The organism is Streptomyces phaeoluteigriseus (assembly GCF_001896135.2).
Taxonomy (GTDB): Bacteria; Actinomycetota; Actinomycetes; order Streptomycetales; family Streptomycetaceae; genus Streptomyces; species Streptomyces phaeoluteigriseus.
On the sequence record NZ_MPOH02000011.1, the window covers coordinates 719,261 to 728,082 of the forward strand.

Genomic DNA, 8,822 nt, shown 5'->3' on the forward strand with positions numbered 1-8,822 from the left:
CCCCTCAGACCCCCGCCCGCTTCTGCGCCTCCTCGACCAGGCGCACGGCCTCGTCGATCTGGCCCTCGTCCGTGAGGACGAGGGCCAAGTCGTGCACGGCCACGGTGATCTGGTCGGCGGCGGCGAACATCCCCGCGTCGGGCATCTCCCGGGGCTCCGCTCCGGGCGCCTCCGCGATCTGGGCGCGCCGGGCGAACTCCCTGGCCAGCCCCAGTGCCTCCGCCGCGGCACCCCGCTGAAGCCGACTCTGCGGAGCCGCCCGCAACCGGTCGGCGAAGTGATCCACGGCCTGCGTCAGACGCTTGGTATCCAGCACGCCGCGAGCGTACGCGCCGTACCGGCACTGTTGCCAACGGGCGAACGCTCAGGCACGGTGACCTGAAGGACCGGCTTACATCCCCTTTGCGTCCGGAGGCGCCGATGTCCCACGTCCTCTCCGAGGAGACCCACCGCAACATGCTCGCCCGCATCCCCCATTGCACCGGTCGTGAAGTCGCCGACTGGCTCCGCACCGTAGAAGAAGGCCCCTCCCTCTTCCGCTTCGAGGAGAAGGTGAGCTGGCTCCGCCACGAGCACAACCTCGCGTACGGCCACGCGAAGGCGATCGTCCACGAGTACGACCTGAGGAGGGCCGCGCGCAAACTCCTGTAGCGCGCGCCTCACGACAGACACCACACCGGACCCGCACACGCCGAAGGGCCCCGGGGTGACCCGGGGCCCTTCGTGGCGTCGGCGCGATCTGCCGAGGCGACTGGCGTCAGTCGCTGCTGTTGAGGATGGACAGGAGTCGCAGGAACTCCAGGTAGATCCACACCAGGGTCAGCGTGAGGCCGAAGGCGGCGAGCCAGGCCTCCTCGCGGGGGGCGCCGTAGGCGATGCCGTCCTCGACCTGCTTGAAGTCCAGGGCGAGGAAGCAGGCACCGAGGATGATGCCGATGACTCCGAACATGATGCCGAGGCCGCCGCTGCGGAAGCCGAGGCCGTCACCGCCGCCGAAGACGCTGAACAGCAGGTTCACCGCCATCAGCAGTACGAAGCCGAGCGCGGCCGCCATCACGAAGCCGTAGAAGCGGCGGTTGACGCGGATCCAGCCCGCCTTGTACGCCACGAGCACGCCGGCGAAGACCGCCATCGTGCCGAGCACGGCCTGGGCGACGACCCCGTCCGCGATGTACGTGGACACCGCGCTGGAGATCACGCCGAGGAAGACGCCCTCGAGGGCGGCGTACGAAAGGATCAGCGCGGGCATCGGACGGCGCTTGAAGGACTGGACGAGCGCCAGCACCATCGCGACCAGTCCGGCGCCGATGGCGATGCCGTAGGACTTGTTGAGGTTCGCCTCGTCGACGGGCAGCAGCAACCAGGACAGCACGGCGGTGACGACCACGGTGCCGAGCGTCGTCGCGGTGCGCGCGACCACGTCGTCCATGGTCATGACGCCGCCGGTGGTGACCGGGGCCTGCGGTGCGCCCTGCTGGGCGTACGGGTTCTGCGCGTAGGGGTTGCCGGTCGGCTGAGCGGACGTGCCGCCCTGCGCGTACGGGTTGCCCTGCTGCGTGCCGACGGCGGGACCCCCGGCCTGCGGCGCGGCGTTGAAGCCCGCGTAGCCGTTGTCGCGGCTGAACCCCCGTCGCGAGAAGACCGGGTTTCTGCTCCTCATTTCACTCCTCCATGGCCACACATGGCCACATAGCGCGGCCTTGGCTCAAGAGTAATAGGTAGGCAAAGGAATGACCCTAGTGCTTGGGGAGGATCTTTCCCTTGCCATGGTCCACAACACGCTACGTCGATCTCTGATTCCCCGCGGTGGCGCACCTCATTCCTGACCAACCCGGTACGCGTCCGGGACCGACCGGTGATCCCCCGCTGACGCCGCCCCTACATCGCCCGTCGCGCGCGGCGCGGCGTCACCCGAAGGGGAAACCCGTGTAGCCCTCGGCCAGGTCGGTCTCGGCGGCCCGGGAGGAGGCGATGCGCTCCAGGCGGGCCAGCTGAAGACGCTCCTCGAAGGGGGAGGCGCCGGGGACCCGGTGCAGGAGGGTCGTCATGTCGTAGGAGAACCGCTCGGCCTGCCAGACCCGGCGCAGGCAGGTCTGCGAGTAGGCGTCCAGCAGCTCCGCCGAACCCGTCTCCCGCTCGTGGACGAGGGCGCGGGCGAAGGTGACGACGTCGCCGACGGCCAGGTTCAGGCCCTTGGCACCGGTCGGCGGCACGATGTGAGCCGCGTCACCGGCCAGGAAGAGGCGGCCGTGCCGCATGGGCTCGTGGACGTAGGAGCGCATGGGGGTGACCGACTTCTGGGTGATCGGGCCGCGCTCCAGCGTCCAGTCGTCGTCGGTCTCGAAGCGGCGCTCCAGCTCGGCCCAGATCTCCTCGTCGCTCCAGGCCTCGGCGTCCGTGCCCTCGGGCACCTGGAGGTAGAGCCGGGACACCACGGGGGAGCGCATGGACAGCAGGGCGAAGCCGCGGTCGTGACGGGCGTAGACCAGCTCGTCGTGCGAGGGCGGCACGTCGGCGAGGACGCCGAGCCAGCCGAAGGGGTACACGCGCTCGAAGCCGCGGGTCAGTTCGGCGGGGATCGCCGTACGGGAGACGCCCCAGAAGCCGTCGCAGCCGACGACGTAGGCGCAGTCGAGGACGCCCTCCCGCCCGTCGTGCCGGAACCGCACGTGGGGGTGGTCGGTGTCGGCGCCCTCGACGGCGAGCGCCTCCGCCTCGAACAGCAGCGGGCCACCCTCCTTCAGCTGGAGGGCGATGAGGTCCTTGCACACCTCGGTCTGGGCGTAGACCGTGACCGACCGGCCTCCGGTGAGGGCGGGGAAGTCGACGCGATGGCGTTTGCGGTCGTAGCGCAGTTCGATCCCGTCGTGGCGCAGGCCCTCACGGTCCAGGCGCTCCCCGGCGCCGGCCGCGCGCAGGACGTCCGCCGTGCCTTGCTCCAGGATCCCGGCGCGCTGGCGCTGCTCGACGTAGCCCCGGTCGCGGCTCTCCAGGACGACGGAGTCGATCCCGGCGTTGCGCAGCAGGCGGGCGAGGAGGAGGCCGGCGGGGCCGGCGCCGATGATGCCGACGGTGGTGCGCATCGGGCGTTCCCTTCAGACGGGCGTCATCGCCACGCGGTGTCCGAGTGACGGAGTACGCGGTGTTCGCGTGGTGAAGTTTCCTTCACTCTTGTCGGACGTGAGTCTGCGCGCGTGTTCACCAGGTGTCAACGGGTCGGACCGGAGGACGTGGGGCGCTCGGTGGAGGACCGGCGAACGACGAGCCGTCACAAGACGGGAGGTGCCCGGAACCGGACTTGAACCGGTACGCCCGCGAGGGGCAGCGAGGTTTAAGCTCGCCGTGTCTGCATTCCACCATCCGGGCAGGCCATGGGCTCCGCGTCGAGGTTCGAGCCTATCGGGAGGCGGCGCGCCAACAGGGGCCGGGCAACCCCATGTTGTCTTATTTTATTGAGGCCTGAGGGAGCATCAGCCCCGGAACTGGCCATCCGCACATGCCAACAGCCTCATCCGCGGCATCGGCCGGTGTACACGGAATGACGGAATTTCACCGTCCGAACGAGGGTGCTCCACCGGTTCTCGACGAACGGCCCCTCAGGGACGCGGGTCATCCCCTGGTATGACACGGCGGCCGGCGGTCACTCCGAAGTCGCCCCTCGGAACCGGAACAGCGGCTGACTACACGGCGCCGGGCGGCCGAGACGATGGTACGGACCCCGAAACGCACAACACCGTCGTCCCGACAGGAGCACCTCCGTGACCACCACGCCCCTCGCCGACCGGACCACCGCCGTGGCCGCACGTGCCACGGATCTCTCGAAGATCTACGGACAGGGCGAGACGCAGGTGGTCGCCCTCGACCGGGTCTCCGTCGATTTCCGGCAGGCCGAGTTCACCGCGATCATGGGCCCCTCCGGCTCCGGCAAGTCCACGCTGATGCACTGCGTGGCGGGGCTGGACACCTTCTCCTCCGGCTCCGTGCGCATCGGCGACACCGAACTGGGCTCCCTGAAGGACAAGCAGCTCACCAAGTTGCGCCGGGACAAGATCGGGTTCATCTTCCAGGCGTTCAACCTGCTGCCCACCCTGAACGCCCTGGAGAACATCACCCTCCCGATGGACATCGCCGGCCGCAAGCCGGACAAGGAGTGGCTGGACAACGTCATCCGGATGGTCGGACTGGCCGACCGGCTGCGCCACCGCCCCTCGCAGCTCTCCGGCGGTCAGCAGCAGCGCGTCGCCGTCGCCCGCGCCCTGGCCTCCCGGCCGGACATCGTCTTCGGTGACGAGCCGACCGGAAACCTCGACTCCCGGTCGGGTGCCGAAGTGCTCGGCTTCCTGCGCAACTCCGTGCGCGAGCTGGGCCAGACGGTCGTCATGGTGACGCACGACCCGGTGGCCGCGGCGTACGCGGACCGGGTCGTGTTCCTCGCGGACGGCCGGATCGTCGACGAGGTGTACGGACCGACCGCCGAGTCCGTGCTCGACCGGATGAAGCAGTTCGACGCCAAGGGCCGCACCAGCTGATCCCCGGTCCGGACGACACGGCCGGGACGGCTGACGGCCCGGCAGGACAGCCCGGCGGGACCGACAGCCCCGGCACGACCGAGAAGAAAAGAACCCATGTTCCGTACCGCCTTGCGCAACGTCCTCGCGCACAAGGCCCGGCTCCTGATGACCGTGCTCGCCGTGATGCTCGGCGTGGCCTTCGTGTCGGGAACCCTGGTCTTCACCAACACCATCTCCGAAGCCTTCCAGAAGAGTTCCGCCAAGGGGTTCGACCAGGTCGACGTCGCCGTCACGGCCGAGTCCCAGGAGGACGAGGGCGACCGCATCGGCCGGACGACCGAGCTGACCCAGGCCCTGCTCGACCGGAGTGCCGAGGTTCCCGGCGCCAAGTCCGCCATCGGCGTGGTCCGCGGTTTCACCGCGATCGCCGACAAGGACGGCAAGCTCGTCGGTGGCGGCTTCCAGTCACAGGGCGGGAACTACTGGGGCGACAAGGACCCCCGGTACACGCTGAAGGAGGGCACCGCCCCGCGGGGTCCCGGCCAGATCGCCCTCGACTCCGAGACCGCCCGGCGGGCCGGTTACGAGGTCGGGGACACCGTGCGCCTCTCGGTGGACGGCCCCGTCCTCAGCCCGGAGATCACCGGCATCTTCACCACCGACGACGGCAACGTCGCCGCGGGCGGCAGCCTCACCCTGTTCGACACGGCCACCGCCCAGCGGTTGTTCGGCAAGACCGGCACGTACGACGAGATCGACGTGAAGGCCGCCGCCGGCACCTCGCAGACCGCGCTGAAGGCCGCCCTCGACAAGGCGCTGCCGAAGGACCTGGTCGAGACCACCACCGGGGAGCAGCTCGCCGAGTACCAGGCGGAGATGATCTCCGCCTCGACCAGCGGACTGCGGCAGGGCCTGCTGGTCTTCGCCGGCATCGCGCTCTTCGTCGGCACCTTCATCATCGCCAACACCTTCACCATGCTGGTCGCCCAGCGCACCAAGGAGCTGGCGCTGCTGCGCGCGGTCGGCGCCTCCCGCCGGCAGGTGACCCGGTCGGTGCTGATCGAGGCGTTCGTGGTCGGTACGGCCGCCGGTGTGACGGGACTGGTCGCCGGCGTCGGCATCGGCGCCGGAATGCGCTCGCTGATGGGCGGCCTGGGCGCGACCGTCCCCGACGGTCCACTGGTCGTCTCGCCCGGCACGGTCGCGACCGCCCTCGTCGTCGGCGTCGTCATCACCATGCTCGCGGCCTGGCTGCCCGGCCGCCGGGCCGCGAAGATCGCGCCGGTCGCCGCGATGAGCAGTGTGCACGCCACGGCGTCCGCCAAGTCGCTGGTACTGCGCAACACCATCGGCGCCCTGCTCTCGGCGGCGGGCATCGCGGTGGTCCTCGCGGCCACCACCATGAGCGGTTCGGACGGCCAGGCCCCCATGGGGCTCGGCGCGGTCCTGCTCGTCATCGGCGTGTTCGTGCTGACCCCGCTGCTGTCCCGGCCGCTGATCGCGGCCGCCTCGCCGGTCCTGCGGATCTTCGGGGTGTCCGGCAAGCTCGCCCGGCAGAACGCGGTGCGCAACCCGCGCCGTACGGCCGCCACGGCCTCCGCGCTGATGGTCGGCCTCACCCTGATCACCGGCATGACGGTGATGGCGGGCAGCCTCCAGAAGTCGATCGACAAGATGGCGTCCACGGCGATCAAGGCCGACTACGTCGTGTCGATGGCCAACGGCAACGAGCTTTCCCCGGACGTCGAGAAGAAGCTCAGGGCGACCGACGGGGTGACCGTCACCAGCCCGCTGCGCAACGCGCCCGCCCGCATCGACGGACGGACCGAGTACGTCACGGGCGTCACCGGTTCCGCCATCGGGGAGCTGACCGACCTCACGCTCGACGACGGCTCCTTCGCGGTCGGCGGCACCAAGGTCGTCGTCGACGACGACACCGCCGCGTCGCACGGCTGGCAGGCCGGTTCGGACTTCACGGTGGCCTACGAGGACGGGAAGAAGCAGCGGCTCACGGTCGCCGGGGTCTACCAGGGCAACGAGATGATCCAGGGCATCATCCTGGACAACACCGCCCTCGCCCCGCACCAGGACGACCCGACCGACATGCAGATCATGGTCAAGACGTCCGGCGGCGCCTCGGACGCGACGAAGGACAGGCTGGAGAAGGCCCTCGGCGCCAACCCGGCCATCAAGGTCCAGAGCAAGCAGGACCTCTCCGACGAGATCGCGCAGATGTTCACGCTGATGCTGAACATGCTCTACGGCCTGCTCGCGATGGCCGTGATCGTCGCGGTGCTCGGCGTCATCAACACGCTGGCCATGTCGGTGTTCGAGCGCTCGCAGGAGATCGGCATGCTGCGGGCCATCGGGTTGGACCGGCGGGCGGTGAAGCGGATGGTGCGGCTGGAGTCGCTCGTCATCGCGCTGTTCGGCGGGGTGCTCGGCATCGGGCTCGGCATGTTCTTCGGCTGGGCGGCCGGTGAGCTGATCGGCACGTCGATGCCGACGTACGAACTCGTCCTGCCGTGGGCCCGGATGGCCGTGTTCCTCGCACTGGCCGCCGCGGTGGGTGTCCTCGCGGCGCTCTGGCCGGCGCGGCGGGCGGCCCGGCTGAACGTGCTGGCGGCCATCAAGTCCGAGTAGGAGCGGGCTGGTCAGGGGCCCCGTCGGGTACGTCGACGGGGCCCCTTGCGCTGTCCGGCGGCCGGCTCAGTTCCAGGTGCGGGAGCGCAGGGGCAGGCCGGAGGCGCCGGAGGGCGGGGTACGGACGGCCAGGACCTGGTTGACACCGATGCGGTGGTGCTCGAAGGCGAGCGCGGAAGCCGCCATGTACAGGCGCCAGACACGGGCCCGGCCCGCACTGGTCAGCTGCACGGCCCGGCTCCAGTCGTCCTCCAGCCGGGACACCCAGCGGCGCAGGGTGAGGGCGTAGTGCTCGCGGATCGACTCCACGTCACGGACCTCGAAGCCGGCCCGTTCGAGCTGGGTGACGGTGGAGCCGAGAGCCGCGAGTTCGCCGTCCGGGAAGACGTAGGCGTCGATGAACTCGTTGATCTCGTAGGCGGTCTCGTCGCGATGGGGGCGGCGGGCGATCTGATGGTTGAGCAGCCGGCCGCCGGGCTTGAGGAGGGCGTGCAGGACGCCTGCGTACTCCAGGTACTTGTCGGCGCCGACATGCTCGGCCATGCCGATGGAGGAGATCGCGTCGTACGGCCCGTCGGCGACGTCCCGGTAGTCCTGGACGCGGATCTCGACGCGGTCGGTGAGGCCGGCGTCCGCGACGCGCTTACGGGCGTACGCCGCCTGCTCCTGGGAGAGGGTGATGCCGACGACGCTCACCTCGTGCTCGCGGGCGGCGTGGATCGCCATCGAGCCCCAGCCGCACCCCACGTCCAGCAGGCGTTGACCCGGCGTCAGCGCGAGCTTGCGGCAGACCAGTTCCAGCTTGTCGCGCTGGGCGTCCTCGAGGGTGCTGTCGGCCGACTCCCAGTAGGCGCAGGAGTACACCATGGACGGGCCGAGGACGATCTCGTAGAAGTCGTTGCCGACGTCGTAGTGGTGGCTGATCGCCCGCCGGTCGGAATGGCGGGTGTGCAGGTGGGTCGTGCGTCTGACCTCCTCGGGGGGCGGGGCGGGCGGCAGTGGGGGTCCGGCGAGCTTCAGCAGACCGCGGACCGCGGCGCGGAAGCCGGGATCGCGCAGGGCCTCGGTGAGGCTGCGGGCGTGGTCGTCGCGGTGCCAGACCTGGCCGGAGATCAGGTCGAGGGCCTGGTAGAGGTCGCCCTCGACGTCCAGGTCACCGGAGACCCAGGCGCGGGCAAGACCCAGCTCACCCGGTTTGAAGAGGAGCCGGCGGATGGCTCTGCGGTTGCGTACGACGAGGGTCGGCGCGTCGGGCGGCCCGGCCAGCGAGCCGTCCCAGGCCCGGACCCGCACCGGGAAAGGCGCTTCCAGCAATTGTCGGACGAGGGCATGGAGCCGCGGCGCGGCGTCTGCCATGGTGCACACCTCCGTGACGGTGATCCCGGATGTCCTTGCACCACGTAAACACCACCGAGGCCGTAACGCAGTCCCCTGCGGGGGTTATGTCGGTGCAAACCATCCGAACCGGTGTGTCGTCCCACCACGGGGCCCCGCCCCGGACCCCGGTCCCACCCACCGACCCGCCCAACACGGCGGGTGACGATCACCCCCACGGGGCTCCGCCCCGGACCCCGGTCCCGCCCACCGACCCACCCCACTCGGCGGGTCGACGATCACCGCCACGGGGCTCCGCCCCGGATCCCGAGGGCCGAACCCCGGACCCCGGAC

The 8,822-nt window shown here is 70.4% G+C and carries 7 protein-coding genes and 1 tRNA gene; 3 read left to right on the forward strand and 5 right to left on the reverse strand.

Annotated features, from left to right (window positions below; all coding sequences use genetic code 11):
- Positions 1-4 precede the first annotated feature (4 nt).
- Positions 5-316: a hypothetical protein gene (locus BM536_RS14325; protein ID WP_245873497.1), complete on the reverse strand. Its 312-nt coding sequence runs from the start codon at positions 314-316 to the stop codon at positions 5-7.
- Between the two features lie 104 nt (positions 317-420).
- Here BM536_RS14325 and BM536_RS14330 point away from each other — a divergent pair, with 104 nt between their 5' ends.
- Positions 421-651: a DUF4287 domain-containing protein gene (locus BM536_RS14330; RefSeq protein WP_073498584.1), complete on the forward strand. Its 231-nt coding sequence runs from the start codon at positions 421-423 to the stop codon at positions 649-651.
- Between the two features lie 106 nt (positions 652-757).
- Here BM536_RS14330 and BM536_RS14335 read toward each other — a convergent pair whose 3' ends face one another.
- The 3 genes from BM536_RS14335 to BM536_RS14345 all read right to left on the reverse strand — a co-directional run bounded on the left by BM536_RS14335 (position 758) and on the right by BM536_RS14345 (position 3,366).
- On the reverse strand, positions 758-1,660 hold the full coding sequence (locus tag BM536_RS14335; RefSeq protein WP_073498582.1) for a Bax inhibitor-1/YccA family membrane protein: 903 nt from the start codon (positions 1,658-1,660) through the stop codon (positions 758-760).
- Between the two features lie 247 nt (positions 1,661-1,907).
- Positions 1,908-3,083, reverse strand: coding sequence for a 4-hydroxybenzoate 3-monooxygenase (locus BM536_RS14340; RefSeq protein WP_073498581.1), 1,176 nt, complete (start codon positions 3,081-3,083; stop codon positions 1,908-1,910).
- A 200-nt stretch (positions 3,084-3,283) separates the two neighbouring features.
- A tRNA-Leu gene (locus BM536_RS14345) sits at positions 3,284-3,366 on the reverse strand.
- A gap of 392 nt (positions 3,367-3,758) precedes the next feature.
- Between BM536_RS14345 and BM536_RS14355 the strand changes: the two genes are divergently transcribed.
- Positions 3,759-4,529 (forward strand): ABC transporter ATP-binding protein, encoded by a 771-nt coding sequence (locus BM536_RS14355; RefSeq protein WP_073498579.1) that lies wholly within the window; start codon positions 3,759-3,761, stop codon positions 4,527-4,529.
- Between the two features lie 96 nt (positions 4,530-4,625).
- Positions 4,626-7,154 (forward strand): ABC transporter permease, encoded by a 2,529-nt coding sequence (locus tag BM536_RS14360; RefSeq protein ID WP_073498577.1) that lies wholly within the window; start codon positions 4,626-4,628, stop codon positions 7,152-7,154.
- Between the two features lie 66 nt (positions 7,155-7,220).
- On the opposite strand, the gene BM536_RS14365 is transcribed toward BM536_RS14360, so the two are convergent.
- Positions 7,221-8,510: an SAM-dependent methyltransferase gene (locus BM536_RS14365; RefSeq protein ID WP_073498589.1), complete on the reverse strand. Its 1,290-nt coding sequence runs from the start codon at positions 8,508-8,510 to the stop codon at positions 7,221-7,223.
- Positions 8,511-8,822: the final 312 nt, after the last annotated feature.

Excerpts from the sequence above, each read along its gene's own strand:
- BM536_RS14330 (WP_073498584.1), top strand. The coding sequence starts at position 421 with ATGTCCCACGTCCTCTCCGAGGAGACCCACCGCAACATGCTCGCCCGC.
- BM536_RS14335 (WP_073498582.1), bottom strand. The coding sequence starts at position 1,660 with ATGAGGAGCAGAAACCCGGTCTTCTCGCGACGGGGGTTCAGCCGCGAC.
- BM536_RS14340 (WP_073498581.1), bottom strand. The coding sequence starts at position 3,083 with ATGCGCACCACCGTCGGCATCATCGGCGCCGGCCCCGCCGGCCTCCTC.
- BM536_RS14360 (WP_073498577.1), top strand. The coding sequence starts at position 4,626 with ATGTTCCGTACCGCCTTGCGCAACGTCCTCGCGCACAAGGCCCGGCTC.
- BM536_RS14365 (WP_073498589.1), bottom strand. The coding sequence starts at position 8,510 with ATGGCAGACGCCGCGCCGCGGCTCCATGCCCTCGTCCGACAATTGCTG.